The sequence below is a fragment of the Shimia sp. MMG029 genome, from assembly GCF_027947445.1.
GTDB lineage: Bacteria > Pseudomonadota > Alphaproteobacteria > Rhodobacterales > Rhodobacteraceae > Shimia.
On the sequence record NZ_JAQJIM010000001.1, the window covers coordinates 179,363 to 202,763 of the forward strand.

General features: G+C 56.9%; 19 protein-coding genes. 8 read left to right on the forward strand and 11 right to left on the reverse strand.

Annotated elements, in window-relative coordinates; all coding sequences use genetic code 11:
- Positions 1–59: 59 nt before the first annotated feature.
- Positions 60–1,424: an FAD-dependent oxidoreductase gene (locus PJL69_RS00920; protein WP_271307988.1), complete on the forward strand. Its 1,365-nt coding sequence runs from the start codon at positions 60–62 to the stop codon at positions 1,422–1,424.
- A gap of 69 nt (positions 1,425–1,493) precedes the next feature.
- On the opposite strand, the gene PJL69_RS00925 is transcribed toward PJL69_RS00920, so the two are convergent.
- The 4 genes from PJL69_RS00925 to PJL69_RS00940 all read right to left on the reverse strand — a co-directional run bounded on the left by PJL69_RS00925 (position 1,494) and on the right by PJL69_RS00940 (position 5,639).
- Positions 1,494–2,660 carry a serine hydrolase domain-containing protein gene (locus PJL69_RS00925; protein WP_271307989.1) on the reverse strand — a complete coding sequence of 389 codons (1,167 nt, stop codon included), beginning with the start codon at positions 2,658–2,660 and terminating at the stop codon, positions 1,494–1,496.
- 73 nt (positions 2,661–2,733) lie between these two features.
- The gene (locus PJL69_RS00930; RefSeq protein ID WP_271307990.1) at positions 2,734–3,771 is read right to left on the reverse strand and encodes a DUF2332 domain-containing protein; all 1,038 of its coding nucleotides are present in this window, start codon (positions 3,769–3,771) and stop codon (positions 2,734–2,736) included.
- Positions 3,768–4,487 carry an aminoacyl-tRNA hydrolase gene (gene pth, locus PJL69_RS00935; protein WP_271307991.1) on the reverse strand — a complete coding sequence of 240 codons (720 nt, stop codon included), beginning with the start codon at positions 4,485–4,487 and terminating at the stop codon, positions 3,768–3,770. Before pth ends, PJL69_RS00930 begins: the two co-directional genes overlap by 4 nt.
- Positions 4,488–4,547: 60 nt before the next feature.
- Positions 4,548–5,639, reverse strand: a complete 1,092-nt coding sequence (locus PJL69_RS00940; RefSeq protein ID WP_271307992.1) for a fatty acid desaturase — start codon at positions 5,637–5,639, stop codon at positions 4,548–4,550.
- A gap of 369 nt (positions 5,640–6,008) precedes the next feature.
- Between PJL69_RS00940 and PJL69_RS00945 the strand changes: the two genes are divergently transcribed.
- From PJL69_RS00945 to PJL69_RS00955, 3 genes are all read left to right on the forward strand, one after another.
- Entirely contained in the window at positions 6,009–7,013 is a 1,005-nt protein-coding gene (locus PJL69_RS00945; protein ID WP_271307993.1) for a DctP family TRAP transporter solute-binding subunit, read from the forward strand.
- Positions 7,014–7,115: 102 nt separating this feature from the next.
- Positions 7,116–7,781 carry a TRAP transporter small permease gene (locus PJL69_RS00950; protein WP_271307994.1) on the forward strand — a complete coding sequence of 222 codons (666 nt, stop codon included), beginning with the start codon at positions 7,116–7,118 and terminating at the stop codon, positions 7,779–7,781.
- Entirely contained in the window at positions 7,781–9,160 is a 1,380-nt protein-coding gene (locus tag PJL69_RS00955; protein ID WP_271307995.1) for a TRAP transporter large permease, read from the forward strand. Before PJL69_RS00950 ends, PJL69_RS00955 begins: the two co-directional genes overlap by 1 nt.
- 237 nt (positions 9,161–9,397) lie before the next feature.
- Here the strand turns inward: PJL69_RS00955 and tpiA are convergent, their stop codons facing one another.
- From tpiA to PJL69_RS00970, 3 genes are all read right to left on the reverse strand, one after another.
- Positions 9,398–10,144 (reverse strand): triose-phosphate isomerase, encoded by a 747-nt coding sequence (gene tpiA, locus PJL69_RS00960; RefSeq protein ID WP_271307996.1) that lies wholly within the window; start codon positions 10,142–10,144, stop codon positions 9,398–9,400.
- A gap of 78 nt (positions 10,145–10,222) precedes the next feature.
- Complete coding sequence (locus PJL69_RS00965) at positions 10,223–10,621, reverse strand: HesB/IscA family protein (protein WP_271307997.1); 399 nt, start codon at positions 10,619–10,621, stop codon at positions 10,223–10,225.
- Between the two features lie 28 nt (positions 10,622–10,649).
- Positions 10,650–11,012, reverse strand: coding sequence for an SUF system Fe-S cluster assembly protein (locus PJL69_RS00970; RefSeq protein ID WP_209097542.1), 363 nt, complete (start codon positions 11,010–11,012; stop codon positions 10,650–10,652).
- Positions 11,013–11,241: 229 nt separating this feature from the next.
- Between PJL69_RS00970 and PJL69_RS00975 the strand changes: the two genes are divergently transcribed.
- Positions 11,242–12,222: a calcium-binding protein gene (locus tag PJL69_RS00975; protein ID WP_271307998.1), complete on the forward strand. Its 981-nt coding sequence runs from the start codon at positions 11,242–11,244 to the stop codon at positions 12,220–12,222.
- A gap of 88 nt (positions 12,223–12,310) precedes the next feature.
- On the opposite strand, the gene PJL69_RS00980 is transcribed toward PJL69_RS00975, so the two are convergent.
- Entirely contained in the window at positions 12,311–12,589 is a 279-nt protein-coding gene (locus PJL69_RS00980; protein ID WP_271307999.1) for an NfeD family protein, read from the reverse strand.
- 3 nt (positions 12,590–12,592) lie between these two features.
- A complete protein-coding gene (locus PJL69_RS00985) occupies positions 12,593–13,474 on the reverse strand; it encodes an SPFH domain-containing protein (protein ID WP_209097539.1) in 882 nt (293 codons plus the stop codon).
- Positions 13,475–13,608: 134 nt separating this feature from the next.
- On the opposite strand from PJL69_RS00985, the gene tgt reads away from it, so the two are divergent.
- From tgt to PJL69_RS01000, 3 genes are all read left to right on the forward strand, one after another.
- Positions 13,609–14,739: a tRNA guanosine(34) transglycosylase Tgt gene (gene tgt / locus PJL69_RS00990; RefSeq protein ID WP_209097538.1), complete on the forward strand. Its 1,131-nt coding sequence runs from the start codon at positions 13,609–13,611 to the stop codon at positions 14,737–14,739.
- 300 nt (positions 14,740–15,039) lie between these two features.
- Complete coding sequence (gene lon / locus PJL69_RS00995) at positions 15,040–17,442, forward strand: endopeptidase La (RefSeq protein WP_271308000.1); 2,403 nt, start codon at positions 15,040–15,042, stop codon at positions 17,440–17,442.
- Between the two features lie 177 nt (positions 17,443–17,619).
- Positions 17,620–18,849 carry an ATP-grasp domain-containing protein gene (locus tag PJL69_RS01000; RefSeq protein WP_271308001.1) on the forward strand — a complete coding sequence of 410 codons (1,230 nt, stop codon included), beginning with the start codon at positions 17,620–17,622 and terminating at the stop codon, positions 18,847–18,849.
- 306 nt (positions 18,850–19,155) lie between these two features.
- On the opposite strand, the gene PJL69_RS01005 is transcribed toward PJL69_RS01000, so the two are convergent.
- Positions 19,156–19,413, reverse strand: coding sequence for a hypothetical protein (locus PJL69_RS01005; RefSeq protein ID WP_271308002.1), 258 nt, complete (start codon positions 19,411–19,413; stop codon positions 19,156–19,158).
- Between the two features lie 10 nt (positions 19,414–19,423).
- Positions 19,424–23,095, reverse strand: coding sequence for a vitamin B12-dependent ribonucleotide reductase (locus PJL69_RS01010; protein WP_271308003.1), 3,672 nt, complete (start codon positions 23,093–23,095; stop codon positions 19,424–19,426).
- Positions 23,096–23,401 lie beyond the last annotated feature (306 nt).

The window sequence follows — 23,401 nt, forward strand, 5'->3', positions numbered from 1 at the left end:
GAACGTCCATTTAAAAAATGAATTGACCGTTGCAACCGGGTACGCGAAGCATGGCGCCTATGAAACAAATTACCGAACCCGCCCGCCAAATTGATGTGATTCACGAAACCGATGTGCTTGTCGTGGGCTCGGGCCCTGGCGGTCTTTCGGCAGCACTGGCCGCTGCGCGTGCTGGTGTGGAGGTCACGCTGGTGGAGCGTTTCGGCTGTTTTGGAGGCAATATCACCGTAGTTGGCGTCGAAGGCATGCATTGGTATCGCCATGAGCAGACCGTGGAGAGCATGGGCATCCCTAAGGAGTTTGAAGACGCCGCCAAAGAGGCCGGCGCCGCTGTGCCGGAAAGCCAGTCGCTCAGCTATGAGATTGACAGCGAAGGCTTCAAACTTGTTGCGGACCAGATGGTGCAGAAGGCGGGCATCCATCCGATGCTGCACCGCGCCTTTGTGGCCCCGATCATGGAAGGTAATGAGATCAAAGGCATCATCACCGAATCCAAGGCGGGCCGCGAAGCCATCCTGGCCAAAGTGGTTATTGATGCCTCCGGCGATGCGGATGTGGCGCATCGAGCGGGCGCACCGTGTCAGATGGCTCCGCGCGAAGATCTGATGGCAGCCTCGGTGATGTTCCATCTCGCAGGTGTCGACAAAAGCGCCTTTATGGAAGGCATCAAGGCCGACCCACAGACCTATGCCGATTGGGGCGGCGGCGGCGAATGGAACATCGAAACCTCCGGCAAAGAGGATCAGATGTTCTCCCCCTTCCTCTACAAACCCTTTGCCCAGGCGATCGAGGCTGGGCTGATCCCGCCGCATCTGAACACTATCGCAGGCACCTGGGGGGCAATGCATGACACGGGCGAGCTGACCTATATGAACCTCATCCATCTCGATGGGATTGACGGCACTGATCCCGATAGCCTGACCTCTGGCGAGATCGAAGGCCGTCGTCAGACCATGCTGGCGATTGAGGCGCTCAAACGCTTCCTGCCGGGCTGCGAAAATGCGCGTCTCAGAAACTTCGGCATGACTTTGGGCATCCGCGATACGCGCAAGGTGGACACAGTCTATGCAATGAGCGAGCTGGATGTGCGCGAACAGGGGCGTTTTGAGGACAGCATCGGGATTTTCCCGGAATTCATCGACGGCTATGGCGTTTTGATCCTGCCCACCACGGGGCGCTATTTTGAAGTGCCTTACCGCAATCTGCTGCCCAAGGGCGTGAAAAACCTGCTGATCTCTGGCCGCGCCACGGCGGGGCACAAGATCGCCCATGCAGCCACCCGCAATATGGCCTGCTGCGCGGTGATCGGGCAGGGGGCAGGCGTCGCTGCCGCCCTCGCCGTGAAGCAAAACCGCGCGCTGGATGCACTCAATATCTCTGAAATTCAGGCGGGATTGGAAGCACAGGGCGCGCGGGTCCACTGACGTGCGCTTCCTCTTGCCCTAAATATCCGCGGGGGTGCGGGGGCAGCCCGCCCCCGTCCGTCCACTTTATTACTGCGCGGTTTCCGCAATTTCCCGAAACAGCGCGATATTGCCATCGGTCACGCCGCTTTCCTTGAACTTCCGGTCGGCAGAGTTCACCGCGATCACCACGCCCTCAGCGCGGTTGATGTAGATGTATTGCCCATAAACGCCGATGCCAAAGAACTCCCCCTCGCGCGGGTCTTTGGGCATCCACCACTGATAGCCATAGTGCAGCTTGCCGGGCTGGGTGTTGGCGCTGGGCACAGTGGCGGCGGCGAGCCAATCAGCCGGCACAATCTGTTTGCCACCATATTGACCTTCTTGCAGGATCATCTGACCAAAGCGAGCATAGTCACGCGTGCGGATATTGAGGCCGCCCAGCACAAAGGCCACGCCTTCGCCATCCGTGACATAGTAGGGGCTTTGCTCATACCCGAGTTTGCTGATGATTTTTTCACTCAGTAGATTCGGGATCGATAGGCCAGTGGCGCCCCGTATCACCATGCCGATGACATGGGTATCAATCGACACATATTGAAACTTCGTGCCCGGCGCGACAAAGGTTTCGCTGAGACCGGCGGCAAAGCCGTCCAATGTACCGCCCAATGCAAGAACGCGGCCCATGCGGTTGATATCAGAATGAAAATCCAGATAGTCTTCGTTGAAAGTCACTCCTGAAGACATCTGAAGCACGTTCTTAATGGTTGCGCCGTCATAGGCGGAGCCTTTGAGCATAGGCGCGTATTTGGTGACCGGATCGTCAAGGCTCTCGATGTGGCCCTCCGCCAGCACAATGCCCATGAGCGAGGACAGATATGATTTTGCCACCGACCAGCTGATCTTCAGATCTTCTGGTGCCGTGTCCTGATGGTAGCTCTCATGCACAACCGCTCCGTCTTTGAGCACGACCACGCTGGTCACAGCACGCTCTTTGAGCCAGCTGTCAAAGCGGTCTGGCATTTGCATGGTAGTGCCGATTGGCAGAGGGCTAACCGCTGTGTCGCCCTGTGCGATGTCCGCAGTAAGGAAAAGCGTGTCCATGTTGGAGAAGTTGGAGACGATCTTTTCTTCGCTAAACAATGAGTTCACCGCCAGAAGCCGGGTGATCTCTTCGCGTTTGAGAAAATAGACCGCCACGGCCGCCAGCGCCAGCATGAGCAATATGCGGCCCAGCCACTTCCCGAATGTACGCATCTCCGTTCTCCCAAGAATACCTCAAATTTAACTCAACTTGAGCATCTTGCGGGGCAGGGCTGCAATGCTGACGTTAGGTGAGCCTCTCTGGCGCGCGCCAGTCCACCCAGCGGCCGTGAAAGTCAGCACGGCCCAGATCAATAGTCACATCACCGGGCCAAAGGCGTAATGTGAGCGCCGCACCGCGCGTTTCTGAATCTGCCTCATAGGAAAGCCACGCCAACGGTTCCGCCTCGGTGGCCTGCGCCCCCGCAGCTTCCATGATCTTGGTGCCGCGCGCCTGACCTTCAGCGGGAAAATACTGCCAGGCCACGGTGGAGTAGATCAGGTGCAGCGCGCCGTCCTGAGGGGCGGCTACGCGCGCCTCCAGCCAGTCTATCGCATCCCCGGCGTCTACCTCAGCATCTTGTAGTGCGATGGCCGCGCGGGTGCGGGTGATGCGCTCTGCTTGATCGGCCCAGAGATAGGCCTGCAGCCGCAGCGCGTGCTCCGGATCATGGCTATCAAGGGGATGCAGATCAACGCCGCGCCGGTCCACGACAGTAAGCGCACCTTGTGGGGGAAGCGTGCCTTGCCAGTCCGGCGTCAGCACCACGTCGCTTTTTGGGCCATAGCCATCACCCACGGCGAGGTGGAAGTGGTCAAACATCAGGTTCAGCCCGGCAGAGGCCCCAAGCTCGGAAAGCTTCATCGGCAGGCCAAAGCGCGCGGTTAGCAACTGTGCCGCAGCAATCAGCACGGCGCTGCGGCGCACCTCATTTGTTTGAGGCGCGTTGCGGATCCAGTCGCACAGAAAAGCATCGTGGCGCTGCAAGGCCGCCAGGACTTCGTGGCCAAGCTCCGCATCGGTGGCCACGTTGGGCGGGTAGACCGCTGCCAGAGCTTGATCGACCTGCTTGAGAACCAAAGCGTGCAGCCCACTTGCGATCCGCAATGGCAGGCTGTGGCCCTTTGGCCCGATATCCCCTGTGTATGCGGCGCATCTTGAGGCCAGTTCGGTGTCGGCGGGCCAATGTGTGGACAGCAGACGCAACAGGCGCCCCATGAACGGGCTGTCTAGCGCCTCGCAGTGGCCCGCCTGCTCTAAAAATGCTGCACCCAGCGCACTCACGAAAACTTATCCATCAGTTTTTGTAAGGGGCTGCGACTGTCCTCTTCTGGAGCAGTGTTGGTTGCGGTCTCTGGTTTCGAGGTTGCTGCCTTGTCTGGGGCAGGGGCATTGTCTGCTTTCGGGCCTTTTGTGCCTGTAGACGGACGTGGCGGGTTCAGCCGCATGGCCACCGCGTTGGAAAATTTGGCAGTGTCGCCCTCTGCCAGATGGGCTGCACCATCAGAAATCCCACGCAACATATCGTCGAGCCAATCCTGATCGGCCTTGCCAAAATCCTTGAGCACATAGCCACTCACCAGCTCTTTGCGCCCCGGATGGCCAATCCCCATGCGCACACGGCCATAGGTCTCGCCAATGTGTTGATGGATCGAGCGCAATCCGTTGTGGCCCGCGTGTCCACCACTCATTTTGTATTTGAGCTTGCCCGGCGCAAGGTCCAGCTCATCATGGAAAACCACAACGTCCTGCGAGGTGAGCTTGTAAAACCGCATCGCCTCACCCACCGATTGGCCGGAGAGGTTCATAAAGGTTTCAGGCTTCAGAAGCAGCACCTTTTCACGGCCCAATCGCCCTTCGGTCAGCGCGCCTTGAAACTTGCCTTTAAAGGGCGCAAAGCCGTGGTCCGCCGCAATCTGATCCATCGCCATAAAGCCGATATTGTGGCGGTTTTGCGCATATTTGGACCCCGGGTTGCCAAGGCCGACGAAGAGTTTCATGTGATCTGCTCGCTGTAATTTCTGCGATGCAGTATAATCACGCGGCGCAGCTGTGGCAAATCACTCCGCAGGTTCAGCCGAGCGGCCTTCACAGCGGGGCAGATGGTCTTTGTCATGCAGCTTCAACCGTCGCGATGCGGTAAAATCATGGCGCACATGGTCCCACCACGCGCCCACATAGCTCTGTTCTGCCTCAGCATGAAACACCTCCGGCGCCACCCGCCGCAGGGTGGGCAGTCGCGTCCATGCCACATTGGGGAAGGAGTGATGCTCGTTGTGATAGCCCGTGTTGAACAGCAGCCAGTTGATCGGCCCATAGGTGGAGCGTGTCGGGTTCACCTCGTCATCACCCGGATGTTCCGTCAGCGATTGCCCAAGGTTGGTCACGCCCAGCTTGCCGAGGAAAAAAGACAGCGACCACAGGTGATAAAGCAACGCCCAGGGGCCAAGCAGAGCCAGCAGCACCAGATTGGACATCACGGATATGACGATAAAGGGCCGCATCTCACGTGCGTCTGGGGACGTGCCTGTGAAACGCAGCTCCGGGTCGCGCACCGGTCGGCCAGAGGCCCAAGCATAAAGCGGCGGCATAATCTTGTCGGCGATGAAGACGGATCCCAAAGGCAACGCATGCAGGATCAATGTCAGAACAGTCAGCGCATGTTGCAGCGCAGGGCTGGTTTTCCCAATCGCAAACCGCGCCTGCAGCGCGCAGAGGTCTTCATGTTCATAGTCGTTGTCATAGTCGCCAATAAAGGGATGGTGGCTGGTGACATGCTGATGCTGATAGGTCAGCTGCTTGCCATAGGAGGTCAGTATGAATTCCAACCCCAGATCAAAGGCGAGCTTTGGGCGGTCAGCGCGAAACACCAGCTTGTGGCAGGTCTCGTGGATCAGCGATGCGGCAGAGTGATAGACCAGTTGCCCGATCAGAAAGGCTGTAAAGCCGATCACCCAGATCGGGTGATCAGAGACCAGCCAGGCGATCCCCCAATGCACCATCAGCAAGACCGGCAAGGCCAGCGCGGTCAGCGGTTGCGGCCCGGATAGACTCTTGAGTTCAGGATGCGCAGCCAGCGCGGCTTTGCGCATCTCATTGTGGCGGCGGGACTGAGGAGAAATCCCCTTGGGGCGCGTGGCGGTATCAGGCATTGGCTTACGGTGCTCAAATTCAGGTGTCGCCAGCCTACGCAACGATGGGGGCGGGTCAATGTGCAAAAGCAGCGCGCCAGATGGTAGCGCTCACAGGGTGAGGCGGGGCGCTGGCCGGTTGTGCGGATTTTCGCACAACTTAAGTCAGGCCCGTGCGGGATTTCGCACATTTTGTCGTGACTGATGGTGCTCTGGTTGCCGGTTTTCGCCATAAACATATGTTTTTTAATGTTAAAAATTTCAAGAGGGCGCATTTGCAAGAAATTCTTGAGCGTGTCCCCGCCTGTGGTCACAGTCTTGACATCCAGCGCTTTGGCCTGCGTCCGGGCGCTGAAGGCACTAGAACGAATATCTGGGAGGAAAAGAGATATGAAATTCTTGACCACAGCAGCCACCGCTATGGCATTGACTGTAACCGGCGCAAGCTTCGCCGCTGCGGCCTGTGACGAGGGCGAAATCGTCGTCAAATTCAGCCACGTGACCAACACCGACAAGCACCCCAAAGGGATTGCTGCGTCGCTTCTGGAAAAGCGCGTGAACGAAGAGATGGACGGCAAGATGTGCATGGAGGTCTTCCCGAACTCCACGCTGTACAATGACAACAAAGTGCTCGAAGCGATGCTGCAGGGCGACGTACAGCTCGCGGCACCTTCGCTGTCCAAATTTGAAAAATTCACCAAACAGTTCCGTCTGTTTGACTTGCCCTTCATGTTCAAAGATCTGGCAGCAGTCGATGCGTTCCAAGCGTCTGACAAAGGTCAGGCCATGCTCGACAGCATGCAGCGCCGCGGCCTGCAGGGGCTGGGCTACTGGCACAACGGCATGAAGCAGATGTCCGCCAATGTGCCTCTGGAAACTCCAGCGGACGCAAACGGCCTGAAATTCCGCGTGCAGTCCTCTGACGTGCTCGTGGCACAGATGGAAGCCATGGGTGGCTCCCCGCAGAAGATGGCCTTCTCCGAAGTATACGGCGCGCTGCAGCAGGGCGTTGTGGATGGTCAGGAAAACACCTGGTCCAACATCTACGGCAAGAAGTTTTTTGAGGTGCAGGACGGCATTACTGAAACCAACCACGGCATCCTCGACTATCTGGTTGTGACCTCCGTGGACTGGCTCGACAGCCTGCCAGAAGATGTGCGCACCCAATTCGTCACCATCTTCCAGGAAGTGACCCACACCCGCAACAAAGAAGCGGAAGCGGTGAACCTGGCGGCGCGTCAATCCATCATCGACGCGGGCGGCACCATTCGTGAGCTGACCCCAGAACAGCGTCTGGCATGGGTCGAAGCGATGAAGCCGGTTTGGGAGAAATTCACCGACGATGTTGGCCAAGACAACATCGACGCAGCGCAGGCGATCAACGCCGCGGGCTGATTTCAGGGCTGAAATCCTGATGAAATTTGAGCGGGCGGGCCGCCAATGGCCCGCCCGTTTTGCAACCAAAATCCACTCAAAACACAAGCGGGACGCAGGACAATGCAAACCAAGCATAGCTTTGTGGACCGGATCGAAGAGACGCTGATCGCGTTTCTTCTGGGCAGCATGACATTGATCACCTTTGCCAATGTGATTGCCCGGTTCGGTTTCAACTCCAACATTCTCTGGGCGCTGGAGGCGACAGTTTTCCTGTTTGCCTGGCTGGTGCTTTTGGGCGCCTCTTATGCCGTCAAGAAACACAGCCATCTGGGCGTGGACGCAATCATCAATATGGTCAACCCCGCCACCGCACGTGTGCTTGGCCTGATCGCAGCGGTGGCCTGCCTGGCGTTTTCGCTGCTGATGCTGAAAGGCGCTTACGACTATTGGGCCGTGTTTGCGGATCTGCCGCCCACCTCCGGGCGCTGGTTCCCAACCGGCTTTGACCTGAAAGCGCGCAGCCAGTCTTTCTATGAGGTGCAGGACGTGCCGATGATCGGGGCGCTGACGTTTCTGGAAGATCTGATCAACTACGGTGATGAATACGAAAAGATGCCCAAAGTGGTGCCTTACATCGTTCTGCCAATCTCCATGCTTTTGCTGGTGTATCGCTTTGCGCAAGCATCGATGGCCATTTTCCGAGGCGAGACCGACCGTCTTGTGGCAAGCCACGAGGTGGAAGACGAAATTGAAGAAGTGCGCGCACTTCAAGGGGAGCACGACTGATGGCTGTTGTACTACTTTTTGCCATGGTGATTGGCCTCTTGCTGATCGGGGTGCCGATCGCGGTCTCTCTGGGCCTCAGCTCGATCCTGTTCCTGCTGATTTTTGGCGATGCCACGCTGGCATCGGTTGCAGGCACGCTGTTTGAAGCCTTCGAGGGCCACTTCACGCTGCTCGCGATCCCGTTTTTCATTCTGGCAAGCTCTTTCATGACCACAGGTGGTGTGGCACGCCGCATCATCCGCTTCTCCATCGCCTGTGTGGGGCATCTGCCCGGCGGTCTGGCGATTGCGGGTGTGTTTGCCTGCATGATGTTTGCTGCGCTTTCTGGCTCCTCGCCAGCGACTGTTGTTGCCATCGGCTCCATCGTGATTGCAGGCATGCGTCAGGTCGGCTACTCCAAAGAATTCGCCGCAGGTGTGATCTGTAACGCAGGCACGCTCGGCATTCTGATCCCGCCTTCCATCGTGATGGTGGTCTATGCGGCGGCGGTGGAAGTCTCCGTGGGCCGTATGTTCCTTGCCGGTGTGATCCCGGGCCTGCTGGCGGGCCTCATGCTGATGGTGACCATCTATGTGATGGCCAAGGTGAAAAAACTGCCCAAAGGCGAATGGAACGGTTTTGGCGAGATCGTGCAGAGCGGCATGGAAGCGGGCTGGGGCCTGTTCCTGATCGTGATCATTCTGGGCGGCATCTATGGTGGTGTCTTCACCCCAACCGAAGCAGCAGCCGTGGCAGCTGTCTACGCGTTCTTCATCGCTTGCTTTGTCTACAAAGACATGGGGCCTTTGGCGGCGGAGAACAACGGCGGCCAGAAGGTCTCCCTATTCAAGAAGCCACACGCATTGATCACATCCTTCTTTCATGCCGACACCAAACACACGCTGTTTGAGGCGGGCAAACTGACCGTTACCTTGCTGTTTGTGATCGCCAACGCGCTGATCCTGAAGCATGTTCTGACCGAGCAGCAGGTGCCACAGACCATCGCCAACGCCATGCTGTCAGCGGGCTTTGGCCCGGTGATGTTCCTGATCGTGGTCAATGTGATCCTGCTGATCGGTGGTCAGTTCATGGAGCCCTCAGGCCTTCTGGTGATTGTCGCTCCGCTGGTGTTCCCGATTGCCATCGAGCTGGGCATTGATCCGATCCATCTGGGCATCATCATGGTGGTGAACATGGAAATCGGGATGATCACACCTCCGGTGGGTCTCAATCTCTTTGTGACGTCTGGCGTGGCCGGGATGCCTATGATGGGCGTGGTGCGGGCGGCTCTGCCGTTCCTCGCAGTGCTCTTCGTCTTCCTGATTATGATCACTTATATCCCGTGGATTTCCACCGTGCTGCCCAATGCGGTCATGGGGCCGGAGATCATTACAAATTAGGGGAGGTAAGCGGTGCGCTTCCGCGCGCTCTTATTCAGACAACATCAAAGGCGACGCTCCGATCTCGGGGCGTCGTTTTTTGTTGGCTGTCTGTGAAGAAAGTTTTGCTGAGAAGCGGTTCAGGGGCAGGTCTGCCCTGAACGCGCCAACTCCAGTGTCAGGCTTGCGTGGCCCGCCTCAAGGCCAGGCCGCGCGCGGGCGCTGTCGCGCGCCTTGACCCGCGCCACTCAAGCGAAATCAGGCCGCGTCAAGCGCCGCGATGATGGCGCCAAAATCACTCGCTTTCAGGCTGGCGCCGCCCACAAGCGCACCATCCACATTGGACACAGCAAAGATTTCTGCGGCATTGCCGGGTTTCACAGAGCCGCCATAGAGCAGGCGGATCGCATCGCCGACGTCAGCACCGAACCGGGCGCTGAGCTCCGCACGCATGAAATCATGCACTTCGCCAATCTGTTCCAGCGTTGGCACTTTGCCCGTGCCAATTGCCCAGATCGGTTCATAGGCGACCACCAGTGTTGCGCCGCTCACATCGTCAGGGATTGAGCCCGCCAATTGCGCGCCAATCACGTCCAAGGTCTGATTTGCCTCACGCTCTGCGAGGCTTTCGCCCACACACACCACAGCGTTCAGCCCGCCTTCCAGTGCTGCTATGGTCTTTGCGTTAACGACCGCATCGGTTTCGCCGTGATCTTCGCGCCGCTCGGAGTGGCCAAGGATCACATGGCTTGCGCCTGCGTCTTTCAACATCTCGGCAGAAACATCGCCGGTGTGGGCGCCGCTTGCGTTTGCGTGACAATCCTGCGCGCCAATGTCCAAGGCCCCCCCGGCAGAATCAGCTGCGCGTGAAATGAGTGTGGCAGGGGGGCAGATCAACACGTCTGTCTGGTTGCGCGCGCCTGCGGCTGCCAGTGTTTCAAGCTCCGCCAAAGCTGTGGCGGTGCCGTTCATTTTCCAGTTTCCTGCTGCCAGTTTGCGACGCATTCCTGCCCCTCCGTTTATGACTTGATCTGTGCAATGTTAGCGCAAGTCATGAGAGTATGGGCAGGCTACGTCAAGCGCTCAGGTGAGTTTTGGCGCACCATTTGCCGCCACCTGCTCAGCCAGCTCGTCCATGTCTTTGAACTTGATGGATTCCCCGCAGCCACAGGCGTCTGCAACATTGGGGTTGTTGAATTGAAAGCCGCTTTCCAACAGGGAAACGCGGTAATCAATCTCTGTTCCGAACAAGAACATCTGCGCCATAGGGGCGATCATCACGATCGCACCGTCCTGCTCAACCACCTCGTCGTGCGGGTTGGTGTCGGTCACGTAGTCCATGGTATACTCCATGCCTGCGCAACCGCCTTTTTTCACGCCAATGCGCAGACCGGCGTGGCCTTCTTTGGCCATCAGTTTAGAGATCTGCTTGGCCGCAGATTGGGTCATGGTGACCGCTTGTTTTCCCGGAATGCCAAACATCAGCTTTCCTTTCTAAGCTTTTGCAAAGTCACATAAAGCCCAGCTCGAGCCGCGCTTCATCGCTCATCATTTCCATACCCCATGGCGGGGACCACACCAGAGCCACTTCCACCGTGCGAATGCCACCGACACCCGCCACCGCTTCTTGGACCCAACCGGGCATCTCTCCGGCGACCGGGCAGCCTGGGGCTGTCAACGTCATGATCACGTTCACATCGTTGTCGTCGTTGATCAGGATCGTGTAGATCAGGCCAAGGTCATAGATATTCACCGGGATCTCAGGATCATACACGCTGCGGCATGCCTCCACGATTTGGTCGTGAAGCGGATGATCCGTGCTGGAGGGTTCAATCAGAGGGGTGCCTTCGACAGGGTCAGGAGCTTGTGTCATGGATGTCTCAATCAGTTTCTGACTGAATATATAGGGATGGGGCGTTGCGGCGTCTAGCCTTTGCATATGGCACGTGCTGCGCGCCAGTTATCTCGCCCATACCTTCTCATCAAAGTCGAATGACTTCTGCGTGACTTGCGCCATTTGTGGCAAGTTTTAGCCATTTTTGTGGAAATTTTTTTATGTCTTGGGTACGGTGCCGCGTGGTGAATGGTAATGGGAGTTAAAAATGTGGTTTTTTTTGAAAGCCTTTTTTGCCAAGAAATTTTATTTCAAGTCTTGGAAAATCAAACAAAATAACGATGACGACAATTGCTATGAATGCGAGGATGGCTCTCCTGCGGAATTGAAAGCCGCTTTTATTGAGGCATCAAACGCGTTTCTAGACGATGTGAATTGGTGCAATTTTTACTACAAGAAGCATCAGTTCCTGAAAGAGATTGAGCAGAAGTTCTGCGTCGGACCCGCATTCGAGGATGAAGCGACCAAAGAAGCATTTCTTCAGGAGGTCAAAGACTGTCTGTCGTCAAAATGGTACGTGCTGTGCAACAAAGACGAGTTGCGTGACATGTTGACAGAGAAGTTCTGCGATATTGTCGACAATGGTGTCGACCCAACGCTTGATCCTTGCCCGATGGGCCCACCGCCCAACGGCACCGATGTGATCAGTGGGTTGATTACCAATGATGACATCGAAGTGGCTGAAGGCTTTGCTGCTACCATCGCGGGCAACGAAGGCAATGACACCATCGAAGGCGGCGACTACGCAGACTTCATTCTCGGAAACACCGATGAGGATCTGATCTTTGGTGGATGCGGCAACGACACCTTATTTGGTGGCACTGAAAATGACCGTGTCTTCGGCGATGAGGGCAATGATTCCATCAACGGTGACATCGGGGACGATATTGTCGACGGCGGCATCGGGGATGATATCATTCAGGGCGGCACCGGCAGTGACGAGATGTTTGGTGACGAAGGGGCTGACGCGTTTGTCTTCACCGCCAGATCGCAAGCCGACGCTGCGCTCGATCAGATCATGGACTTTGAAGAGGGCATCGATACCGTCAATTTCCGTGGCATCAGCTCTGGTCAAGTGAGCGTTGCACAAAATGGCGCTGACTGCCAAATTCTGATAGACGGCACTCTGGAAATTATTGTGCTGCAATCCACAGCAGCCTCTGTCGACAGCGCTTTCGTTTTCGAGTGATCGACAAGTAGGACCCAAAAGTTCTGGACCAAAAAAGGGGCCCTCGGAACGAGGGCCCCTTTTTTATCATCTGCCTTGAAAGCAGCTGTTAAGGGTCGTTGATGTCAGTATCAAAAGTTTTCACCTGACCTTTGGGCAGAGCAAACACACGCCTTAGGATCATCCATGCAGTCAGGCTGAGCGCTGCGAAAATCAAAAGCAGCATCGGCACAGACAGCAGCTTGAGCGGGCCGATCAACGCAAGGCCGACCACTGCAGCAGCAATTGCAAATCCCAGAAAGACAAAGCCCGGCGCCAGCACTTCCAAAATCGCGAGCACAAGTGCAGCTGCAAGCCAGACCCACCATGTCGTCATCAGGTCGGGCATGCTTTATCCTTTCAACAGCTTGAAAGCATCGCCAAAGGCTTCAATCGCCGCCGCTGGCAAAACGATGGTCTGTTTGCCTTCTCCGTTGCCGAGCGCATTGAGCGATTCCACCTGTTTCAGGGCCACCTGATACTGCGCTGCCTCGATACCATTGTCTTTGATCGCCTGTGCGACAACGCCTGTGGCATAGGCTTCGGCTTCCGCTTCAATCCGGCGTGCTTTGGCGGATTGCTCTGCAGCGTAAAGCTCCGCATCCGCCTGCAGCTCAACAGCGCGCTTCTGACCCTCAGCTTCTGTCACCTGCGCGCGGCGCGCGCGTTCGGCGTTCAGCTGTTGCAGCATGGCATCCCGTGTGGCCTGATCGAGGTTTACATCGAGGATTTCTGCGCGGGTCACTTCAATCCCCCAGTCATCCACAGCGGTCTCAACGCTGCTTTGGATAGAGGCAATCAGGTTGGCGCGGTTGGATTGCACTTCGTCCAGATCCATTTTGCCGATCTCGGCGCGCACAATACCAGCCACCGTTGTGGCAATGGCCCCGTCTACATCGCGGATCCGGTAAACCGTCTTTTCTGGTTCCAGAATGCGGTAAAACACCGAGGTGTCGATCTGCACCAGCACGTTGTCTTTGGTGATGGCGTCTTGGGTTGCGTTGGGCAGCTGGCGTTCCAGAATGGAGATCTGGTGGCGAACCACGTCCAGAAATGGCACGATAAAGTTGATCCCTGGCCCAAGCACCGAATGCAGACGGCCAAAGCGTTCGACCACGTGTTTTTCTGACTGCGGCACGATGCGCACGCCTTTCAGAACGACGATGATCAGGAAAATCGCGCCTAGTATCAGGACGATGTTTTGGGAAAGTAAGCTTAGTACCAGCTCTTCCATCGGGTCTATGTTCTCCAAAAAATGCTTGGGTTTCTATGGTTTAGAATATGGGAAGTGCGGGGTGTTTTACAACCCAAACACAAGCGCGTAAGGAGGGGGAGAATGCGCGAAATGTTCCCCAAAGAAGGTGTGTGATGACAGAGAAAGTCTCGTTCTCGCTTAAGGCTACAGATGGCAAGGCTCGCACAGGAGTGATCGACACGCCGCGTGGTGAAATTCGCACCCCTGCATTTATGCCTGTGGGCACCGCCGCAACGGTGAAGGCCATGATGCCCGAAAGTGTGCGTGCCACGGGGGCGGACATTCTGCTGGGCAACACTTATCATTTGATGCTGCGCCCCACGGCAGAGCGGATTGACCGTCTCGGCGGTCTGCACAAATTCATGAACTGGGAGCGCCCCATTCTCACTGACAGTGGCGGCTTTCAGGTGATGAGTCTCGCTGGTCTTCGCAAGCTGACGGAGAAGGGGGTCACGTTCAAAAGCCACATCGATGGCTCCAAACACGCGCTGACCCCTGAGCGCTCGATGGAGATTCAGAAACTTCTGGGCAGTGACATTGTGATGTGTTTTGACGAATGCCCAGCTTTGCCGGCGGATCGGGATCGGATTGCTGAAAGTATGCGGCTGTCCATGCGCTGGGCGCAGCGCTCACGCGACGCATTTGGCGATCGCCCCGGCCATGCGCTGTTTGGTATCCAGCAGGGTGGGCTGGAGCAGGACTTCCGCGAAGAGAGTGCTGAAGCCCTTAAAGAGATTGGCTTTGACGGATATGCCGTTGGCGGTCTTGCGGTGGGCGAAGGGCAGGAGGCAATGTTTGGCTGTCTGGACTATGCCCCTGATATGCTGCCGGTGGACAAACCGCGCTACCTGATGGGGGTGGGCAAACCGGATGACATTGTCGGCGCGGTGAAGCGCGGGATCGACATGATGGATTGCGTGCTGCCGTCCCGCTCTGGCCGCACGGGGCAGGTGTTTACCCGTCACGGCGTAGTGAACATCAAAAACGCGCGTCACGCCGATGATCCGCGCCCACTGGATGAAAACTGCAGCTGCCCTGCCTGCAGCAACTATTCCCGCGCCTACCTGCATCACGTGTTCCGCAGCAACGAGATGATCTCAGGGATGCTGCTGACATGGCACAATCTCCATTATTTCCAAGACATCATGCAGGGCATGCGCGATGCCATTGCAGCAGGTACTTTTGCGGCTTGGGAAGCGGCTTTCCATGCCGGGCGCGCGCAAGGTGACATTGAGCCTTTGTAAGCGCAGAAACTGCAAACCGATTGAGCCCTCGCAACCTGCGGGGGCTTTTTTGTTGGACTTCGCGCTTCTTTGGTAGGAATGTCTGTAACTCCCCCCAGAAAACGCCGCGAAAAAACGCCTGCAGGGCGCCTTTCCGCCTTGTTCCTCACCTTCTGTAAAGGCATTGTGTGCTCCAACGAACAAAAAGCTGTTGAAAGCAGGGGGCACACCCCCCAAATCAATAAGCCGAGGAAACGGAAAGTGGCCGGTTGGCTGCCTCACGGAGGGGCCAGTGTCGCTTTGCTAGAACAAGGAATACTTATGCAAGATCCTCTCAACACATCCTACCCCGTACTGCCGTTGCGCGACATCGTGGTCTTTCCACATATGATCGTGCCGCTGTTCGTGGGCCGGGACAAATCGGTTCGCGCGCTCGAAGAGGTGATGGCCGATGACAAGCAAATTCTGCTCTCCAGTCAGATTGACCCGGCAGAAGATGATCCCAACATCGACGGCATCTATCGCACTGGCGTGCTGGCCAATGTACTGCAGCTCCTGAAGCTGCCCGATGGTACTGTAAAGGTGCTCGTTGAGGGCCAGAGCCGTGTGACAATCACCGATTTCCTTGAAAACGAGGATTTCTTTGAAGCGACCGCTGAGCCATTGGAAGAAATGCCGGGCGACGCCGCCACCATCGAAGCGCTGCTGCGCTCTGTTGGCGACGAGTTTGAGCGCTATGCCAAGGTTAAAAAGAACATCCCCGAAGAGGCACTCAGCGCGGTTGAAGAAGCCGCTGAGCCCGCGCGTCTGGCTGACCTTGTGGCTGGCCATCTCGGCATTGAAGTGTCTGAAAAGCAGGAGCTTCTCGAAACCCTGTCCGTGAGCGAACGCCTGGAGAAGGTCTATGGCCTGATGCAGGGCGAAATGAGCGTTCTGCAGGTTGAGAAAAAGATCAAAACCCGCGTCAAAACTCAGATGGAGAAGACCCAGCGCGAGTACTATCTGAATGAGCAGATGAAGGCCATTCAGAAGGAGCTGGGCGACGGCGAAGAGGGCGAAGGCGAAATTGCCGAGCTTGAGGAGAAGATCTCCAAAACCAAGCTCTCCAAAGAGGCCAAAGAAAAAGCCGACGCAGAACTCAAAAAGCTCAAGAACATGAGCCCCATGAGCGCCGAGGCCACCGTAGTGCGCAACTATCTGGATTGGATGCTCTCCATTCCATGGAACAAGCGTGGCCGCGTGAAGAAAGATCTGAAAGGCGCGCAAACCGTACTGGACAAGGATCACTACGGTCTGGAGAAGGTGAAAGAGCGCATTGTCGAGTATCTCGCGGTGCAACAGCGCTCTTCTAAGCTCAAAGGCCCGATCCTCTGCCTTGTTGGCCCTCCAGGTGTGGGTAAAACCTCGCTGGGCAAATCTGTTGCGAAAGCCACTGGGCGTGAGTTTATCCGCATCAGCCTTGGCGGCGTGCGCGATGAAAGCGAGATCCGCGGCCACCGCCGGACTTACATCGGCTCCATGCCGGGCAAGATCATTCAGGCGCTGAAAAAAGCGAAGACGACCAACCCGCTGATCCTGCTCGATGAAATCGACAAGATGGGTCAGGACTTCCGTGGCGATCCGGCCTCTGCGATGCTTGAGGTGCTTGACCCAGAGCAGAACGGCACATTTGTGGACCACTACCTTGAGGTGGAATACGATCTCTCTAACGTGATGTTCCTGACCACGGCGAACTCCTACAACATGCCGGGCCCGCTTCTGGACCGGATGGAGATCATTTCGCTCGCCGGATACACCGAGGACGAAAAGCGCGAGATCGCGCGTCAGCACCTGATCGACAAGCAGATCAAGAACCACGGCCTGAAAAAGGGCGAGTTCGAAGTCTCTGACGAGGCGCTGCAGGAGGTGATCCGCACCTACACCCGCGAAGCGGGCGTGCGGAACCTTGAGCGTGAGCTGGCGAAACTGGCGCGGAAATCCGTGACCAAAATCGTCAAAGGCGAAGAGGAGACCGTTTCGGTCACCGCTGAAAACCTTGATGACTTCTTGGGCGTGAAGAAATACCGCTACGGTCTGGCTGAAGAAGAGCATCAGGTGGGCGTTGTCACCGGTCTGGCCTGGACCAGCGTTGGCGGTGATCTGTTGCACATCGAAGGTCTGAAACTGCCCGGTAAGGGCCGGATGAAAACCACCGGTAAGCTCGGCGATGTGATGAAAGAATCCATCGACGCAGCAAGCTCTTATGTGCGTTCCATCAGCCCGCAGATCGGCGTGAAGCCAACGGTCTTTGACAAGATCGACATCCACGTGCACGTGCCAGATGGCGCGACGCCAAAGGATGGCCCCTCTGCGGGTCTCGCCATGGTGACTTCGATTGTGTCCGTGCTCACAGGCATCCCTGTGCGCAAAGATATCGCCATGACCGGCGAGGTCTCTCTGCGCGGCAACGCGATGCCGATTGGTGGCCTCAAAGAGAAGCTGCTGGCGGCGCTGCGGGGCGGCATCAAGACCGTGCTCATCCCACAGGAGAACGAGAAAGATCTGGCCGATATTCCTGACAACGTGAAAGACGGTCTGGAAATCATCGCAGTCAAACACGTCTCCGAAGTGCTGAAGCTCGCACTCACAGAAGAGCCCGAAGCCATTGAGTGGGACGAAGCGGCAGAAGAAGCTGCCGCAGCAGCTCTCAAAAAAGAAGAGGCCGCAAGCGCCCGCGCGCATTAAGCGACCGCAACAAATCTTTGAAGGCGCGTCAGGAAACTGGCGCGCCTTTTTCTGTTTCAACTACATTCAATTTTAGGAAAAAACCGAGCGATTTTAACAGGGTGTCGGGGGGCTTTGGCCATCCTTCATTAATCATATTCCGGCATCCCAAAGGGGCATTTTACATCAGGAGCCAGAATGGAACCTCAAACACGACTCGGCCTTGCACGGCTGACGAAGATGGCCTTTGACGGAATCGATTTGATGCCGCTGCGGGCAGAGCTGCTCTCCAAGTCCGAGCAGAGCGAAGACACCGATGGCATTTTTATGGACCTTTCGGTGATTGACCAACTTCACGGCAATCAGGAAGAGGGCCTCAAGTGGCAGGCCAAGGCGCTTGAAGGCCACAGGATGTTCTCCATCAACCGCCGTGAAACCGCACAGCCCAAGCTTCTGGTGTTTGCTGAACCCAGCCATGTGGGCGGCAACACGCCCATCGAATTCCTGCTGGAAACCTCTGATTTTGAGATCATCACCTACTATCCAGATCTCACACCCGGCGCACAGAATGTGCTGCCAGAGCACGATGTTGCCTTCTGCGCAGTTCCGACTGATTCCGAGATTGCACAGCCGTTCTTTGAAACGGTGCGCGCTCTGACCGTGCAAAGCGGTGTTCCTACGTTCAATCTGCCTGATGGTGCCGTCGATCTGGATCGCGACGTGCTGGCGCAGATCTTCCCCTTTGTGCGTGGCTTGCGCTTCCCCAAAACCACACGGATCACGCGGGATGCACTGATTTCCGCGCTGGTTGCGGGCGGTGAAGAGGCGGCGTTGTCAGAGGTCGGAGGATACCCGTACATCATTCGCCCGGTTGGCTCCCATGCAGGGCTGGGTCTTGAGAAAGTCGACGACCGCGACGCACTGGTGGATTATCTGTTGCGCCAGCCTTCGCAGGATTTTTTTGTGTCCGAATATGTGGACTATGCGACCGCTACCGATGGTCAGTTCCGTAAGTACCGGATCGTTTTTGTCAACGGCAAAGCTTTCCCCTGCCACATGGCAATCGCCGATCAATGGGATGTGTGGTATCTCAACGCCCATATGGATCAGCATCCTGAAAAACGCGCAGAAGAAGCCGCGTGGATGGAAGGTTTCGATGCCGATTTTGCACAGCGCCACGCCCATGCGTTTGAGGCGCTGACCACCGGGATCGGGCTCAACTACTTTGGCATCGATTGCGCCGAAGACACCGATGGCAATCTGGTGGTGTTTGAGGCCGACAACGCTCTGATCGTGCACGACATGGATTCAGATGCGATTTTCCCGTACAAAAGCAAACACATGCATCGGATCTTCGAGAATTTCGAAGCCATGCTTGCCAAGACCTCAGGGATGACTGTTGCAGGGGCAGGGGCCTCAGCTCACTGACGGGACCGAAAGCTGAGACACACAGCGCGTCACATTTGTGGCGCGCTTTTTCATTTGCTATGTGCATGTTTCCTGAAAGGAGGCCACGCCGCGCAAAAAAAATAGGGGGCGCTTGGCCCCCCAGTTTCGCCATTCAGGCTCACTCTATGTACCGCTCGATGTTTTTTGCCTGCGGCCTGAATGTCGTCGGAACGAGCGCACCCGCTCCGGGTTTCTCCTCTGCCACCAGACAGCGACAGAGGGGTGTTTCGTCGGGGGCAGTGGCCCCCTACCCAGGTCCCCCCGGGATCTCCTTATGCGCCCTGTTTAGGCGCGACGTTGGCTCGCGGCGTACAACAGCTGTTCCGCGTAACCTGTGTCCGTATCATGCTGCGACGCGACGGGTTCGCCACCAAGCAGCTTCTGCTTTGCGCCTTTGCGCACTTCTTTGGCCCATGCGCGCCGAACGGAAATCCGCCCCACCACGGCAATATCTTCCGTCATCGGTTTTTCAGCCGGGGTGATCTCGCGAATCTGGGCTGTTGCGTCTTCGGATCGAAGGCTTCTGCGCTCCGGTGTCGTCACGGTATTCTCCTTAACTGCAGCCGCTTGTCGCGCCGCAGGTGTTGCATTTCATGCAGGTGCCATTGCGCACCAATGTGTAGTTGCCGCAGTCGCCGCAGGGGTCGCCCTCATAGCCCTGCATCTTGGCTTTGGATCGTGCGTCCATTGTCAATGTCGCAACAGAGCCAGAGGCAGGCGCGCTGGATGCCACGTCAGACAGGCCAGCACCAGTGGTTTCCGGTATAAGGGCGTTCAACTTTTGGATAGGGTCACCCAAGTCTGGCGAGACCCCGCCGCCGCCATTCAGAACCACAAGTTCCTGCGGCAAACGTTTGCGCAGATACCCTGTTGAGGAAATCTGTTTGAGCACTTCGAGCGAGCGGTTCGCCGCGCTTTCGCTCAATTCGGAAACGTTGGAAACGCCTTCTTCCTCACCACGGCCCATGTCATCAAAGCTGGTGCCTTCTGGTTTGATATGCGCGAGGTCTGTGCGGTCAAGGTAGGACACAGCCAGCTCACGGAAGATGTAATCCAGAATGGAGGTGGCGTTCTTGATACTGTCATTGCCCTGCACCATGCCCGCAGGCTCAAATTTGGTGAAGGTGAACGCATCCACAAACTCTTCCAGCGGCACGCCATATTGCAGACCAACGGACACAGCGATGGCGAAGTTGTTCATCATCGCACGGAAGCCAGCACCTTCTTTGTGCATGTCGATGAAAATCTCACCCAACGCGCCGTCCGAATACTCCCCAGTGCGCAGATAGACCTTGTGGCCACCCACCACGGCTTTTTGCGTATAGCCCTTGCGGCGCTCAGGCATCTTTTCGCGGCCACGGGCCACTTCTTTGATGACGATTTTCTCGACAATCTTCTCAGCCAGAACCTGCGCCTTTTCAGGCAATGAGCCCGTTTCCAGCACCTCTGCGGCATCATCATCGTCTTCCACCAGCGCTGCCGCCAGAGGCTGGGACAATTTTGAGCCGTCACGATAAAGCGCATTGGCTTTGATGCCGAGCGACCAGGACAGCTCATAGGCCTTCTGACAGTCCTCAATGGTGGCGTCATTGGGCATGTTGATCGTCTTGGAGATCGCGCCGGAAATGAAGCTCTGCGCCGCCGCCATCATGGTGATGTGGCTCTCCACTGACAGGTAACGCTTGCCCTTCTTGCCGCAGGGGTTGGCACAGTCAAAAATGGCGTAATGCTCTTCTTTCAGATGCGGCGCACCTTCCAGCGTCATGGTGCCACACACATGGTCGTTTGCTGCCTCAACATCGGCTTTGCTAAAGCCGAGATGCGCCAGCAGCTCAAAGGACGGATCGTTCAATTTCTCCGAAGAGATACGCAGCACATTGGTGCAGAACTCTTCACCCAGCGTCCACTGGTTGAAGACAAAACGGATGTCAAAGGCAGAGCCCAGAGCCGCCTCGATCTTGTCGATCTCATTGGCGGTGAAACCATGACCGATCAGCGTGGTATGGTTTATGCCCGGCGCATTGCCAATCGTGCCATGCCCAACCGCATAAGACACGATCTCTTCGATTTGCGCCGAAGAATAGCCCAGCTTTTCCAGCGCCGCGGGCACAGAGCGGTTGATGATCTTGAAGTAACCACCACCCGCGAGCTTTTTGAATTTCACCAGCGCAAAGTCAGGCTCAATCCCGGTGGTGTCACAATCCATCACCAGCCCAATGGTGCCGGTCGGAGCAATCACAGAGGTCTGCGCGTTGCGATAGCCGAATTTTTCCCCCAGCGTGATCGCCTCGTCCCAGCTCGATTGCGCCAGCGCGACCAGCACTTGGTCAGGGCAGTTGGCCACATCCAGCGCCACAGGTTTCACCGCAAGTCCTTCATAGCCTTCGGTTTTGCCATAGGCCGCACGGCGGTGATTGCGCATCACCCGCAGCATGTGCTGGCTGTTGCGCGCGTAACCGTCAAAGGCGCCCAGCTCGCCCGCCATCTCCGCAGAGGTGGCATACGCCACACCAGTCATCAGCGCGGTCAACGCGCCGGTCAGGGCACGGCCTTCGTCGCTGTCATAGCTCAGGCCCATGTTCATCAACAGGCCGCCGATATTGGCATAGCCAAGGCCCAGCGTGCGGAAATCATAGCTCAGCTGCGCAATTTCCTTGGAAGGGAACTGCGCCATGGTCACAGAGATTTCCAGCGTCACCGCCCACAGGCGGGTGGCATGCATATAGTCCTCAGCCTGAAACTTACCGTCCTTCAGGAAAGTCAGCAGGTTCATGGAGGCCAGATTGCAGGCGGTGTCGTCCAGGAACATATATTCAGAGCAGGGGTTGGAGCCGCGAATCTCACCATCCTCAGGGCAGGTGTGCCAGGCGTTCACCGTGTCATGATACTGGATGCCGGGATCGGCACAGGCCCACGCTGCGTGGCCCACATCTTCCCACAGCTTGCGTGCTTTGATGGTTTTGGCAACGGCCCCGTCGGTGCGGCGGATCAGCTCCCAGTCCTCATCGTTCTCAACCGCCTTCAGGAAGGCATCGGTCACGCGGATGGAGTTATTGGAGTTCTGACCAGCGACCGAGGCATAGGCCTCCGAATCCCAGTCAGTGTCATAGGTCGGGAACTCAATACTCGCATAGCCCTGCTTGGCGTAATCCAGCACGCGCTTGATGTACGTCTCCGGGATCATAACGCTTTTCGCGTCACGGATAGCCGCCTTCAGACCCGCGTTGACCTTGCTGTCATAGGCATCAGCTTCCGCGCCATCCCAGGCTTGGATTGCCGCAAAAATCGCGTTGAGCTTCTGCTCATGCATCTTGGAGCCGGCCACGATGGAGGCAACCTTCTGCTCCTCTTTGACCTTCCAATTGATGTATTCTTCAATATCCGGGTGATCCGCATCCACGATCACCATTTTCGCAGCTCGCCGGGTGGTGCCTCCAGATTTGATCGCGCCAGCCGCGCGGTCACCGATTTTCAGGAACCCCATCAGCCCCGACGACTTGCCACCGCCGGAGAGGGATTCGCCATCCGCGCGCAGCGAAGAGAAGTTGGTGCCGGTGCCAGAGCCGTATTTGAACAGCCGCGCCTCGCGCACCCACAGGTCCATGATGCCGCCGTCACCCACCAGATCGTCGGCCACGGACTGAATGAAACAAGCATGTGGTTGCGGATGCTCATAAGCCGATTTGGATTTGGTCAGCTTGCCGCTCTTGTGATCCACATAGTAATGGCCTTGGCTTGGCCCATCGATGCCGTAGGCCCAGTGAATGCCAGTGTTGAACCACTGCGGAGAGTTTGGTGCAGCACGCTGGGTGGCCAGCATATAGCGCATTTCATCGTAATAGGCGCGGGCGTCATCTTCCGAGGTGAAGTAGCCGCCTTTCCAGCCCCAATAGGTCCAGGTGCCCGCGAGACGGTCAAAGACCTGCTTGGCACTGGTTTCGCCGCCAAGTTGCACGTCTTCATTGGCGGGCACTGAGCGCCACAGAAACTCAGGCACATCCTTCTCACGCACCTTGCGCAGCTTGGTAGGCACGCCGGCTTTGCGGAAATATTTCTGGGCAATCACATCAGAGGCAACTTGGGACCAGCTGGCCGGAACTTCGATGTTCTCAAGTCGGAACACGATGGTACCGTCAGGGTTACGGATTTCCGATTCGGTGGTCACAAAGTCGAGGTCCGCATATGCGTCCTGTCCGGTCTTGGTGAAGCGCCGTTGAATCTTCATGCCTGCCTCGTTCCCAGTTCCCAAATATCCGCCGCACCCGTCCTGAGTGCGCGCTGCCTGTGCGCCATAAAAACAAACCCTCCAGCCCTCGCAGAGGGTGGCTTCAATCAGGCACAGGGACAGGGTTCGCACCGCCACACTAAATGTGGTGCCGCTAAAGTTGCCGAAATTGGCATTGATCCCGTCTTGTCCCTGCTGCCATGATCGCCACTATATCTAGTGTGTTTCTTTGGCTGCTCCCACAAACTGGCGTAAGATCAGGCGATCGGTCAACGACTTTATTTACAAAAAAGTAGGATTTTATCG